General features: G+C 70.2%; 1 protein-coding gene. It reads right to left on the bottom strand.

The genetic code is table 11. The features are described from left to right. Positions 1–10: 10 nt before the first annotated feature. Complete coding sequence (locus ACIBH3_RS35935) at positions 11–1,450, bottom strand: NF041680 family putative transposase (RefSeq protein WP_396316318.1); 1,440 nt, start codon at positions 1,448–1,450, stop codon at positions 11–13. Positions 1,451–1,578: the final 128 nt, after the last annotated feature.

A 1,578-nucleotide genomic window follows, 5' to 3' on the forward strand; every position in this document is an offset into this window, starting at 1 on the left:
AGCTTGATCTTTAACCTCGTGCGGCGAGATGGGCTTGGAGTGTGGGTTCGCGTTTGACGGTCTTGCCGACGTCGTGGCGGGGCGCCGGCTTGCGGTTCTTCGAACCCGGTGGCCGTCCGGGGCCGGGGTGGGAGGGTTTCGGCACTCTGGCTGGGGTGAGGACCTTCGCGCGGATGTTGCGGAACCCGCGGCGGACCCGGGCCGGGGTGAGGCGGCGGGGCTCCGCGGGCCGCTCCCAGGGGCGGCGCAGGTCTGCGGCCAGCGGGCGGGCCAGGCGGAGCTGGGTGTGGGCGACGATGACCAGCCAGGTCCACAGGTCGGCGGTGTCCGGTGCGCGGACGTGCGGCGCGGTCCAACCGAGGGTGCCCTTGAGCAGGCGAAACGTGTGCTCAAGGTCGAATCTGCGCAGGAAGGTGCGCCATATCCGGTCCAGGTGCGTGTTGTCGATGCCGGTGGCCGAGGACCACAGCCACAGCGGCTTCGCCTCGCGTTCGCCGGGCAGGTGCTCGACCTTGAGACGGACCAACGTGCCGTGGGTGATAGGGATTTCACCTTCGTGGTCGAGCCACGGGCCGCGTTTTTGCAGGCGTTGGTGCATCCGGTCCCAGGCCCTGGCCTCGGCGGTGCCGTAGCGGGTGGTCTCGGTGCGGGTGGTGGTGTCGGGCTCGTGCCAGGATTCGGGCTTGGCGAAGGTGAACGCGGTGCCGTGCTTGCGGGGTCGCCCGCCCCTGGGCGTGGAGCGGGGCTCGCCCGCGTCGCGGAGCATGACGCGGTCCGACCGCAGCCGGCCGATGAGCTCAAGAGGCAGGTCGGACAGGAGGTGGGCCAGGCGGGTGACGTCGTAGCCGGCATCCATGACCAGCAGGATGTCCGGATCACCACGGGTCCAGTGCCCGGCCTCGATCAGGCGCCCGGTGACCTCGCGCAGCTGGGCGGCGGTCACCGCGGTGGCGTCGTCGGCCGGTCCCAGCCGGACCGCGTCCAGCAGGCCGGTCCAGGAGGTGCGGCCGGACTCCAGGGCGGCGACGAAAGAGTAGGGCCAGCCGGGGATCATCTGGTCCGCGCTGCGGCCGCGCCCGTAGACGTGGCAGAACAGGCGGTCGTCACTGGTGGGAGCGTCGGGTCGGAGCCAGTTGGAGATGTCCACGGCCAGGGCGATGCGCCCGTCGGCGAGGCGTGGGATCGGCAGGGCGGCCAGTGCGCGTCGCAGCCGGGTCGGCTCGAGCCAGCCCCGGTCCAGCGCGGCGTACATCGCGCCGTGCCCGCGCCGGTGCTCGGCCGCCAGCGACAAGTCCACCAGCGTCTTGACCGGCCCGTCCGTGCACAGCAGCGCGTCGGTGAGCTCGAAGAGCACATCCGCCCGCTTGTACAGGCTCTCGTAGAACTCGACCCGAAAGCGGGACAAGATGCCCAAAGCATCTCCCGCGGGCGCCTCGACAGGGAGACTCATAGGCAGCGGCCGTTCTCTGGGTTCTTCGTGACTCGACATCTCGAAGCGTGGAGAACGGCCGCCTCTGCTGTCCCGGAAAGAACCACAGATCAGCAGGTCGAGTGACCTGCGAGGTTAAACAACAAGCT

Origin of the sequence: Kitasatospora sp. NPDC050543 (genome assembly GCF_044457565.1) — a bacterium.
Lineage (GTDB): Bacteria > Actinomycetota > Actinomycetes > Streptomycetales > Streptomycetaceae > Kitasatospora.

Bases quoted from the DNA above. Each gene is read 5' to 3' on its own strand.
- ACIBH3_RS35935 (WP_396316318.1), bottom strand. From the start codon at position 1,450: ATGAGTCTCCCTGTCGAGGCGCCCGCGGGAGATGCTTTGGGCATCTTG.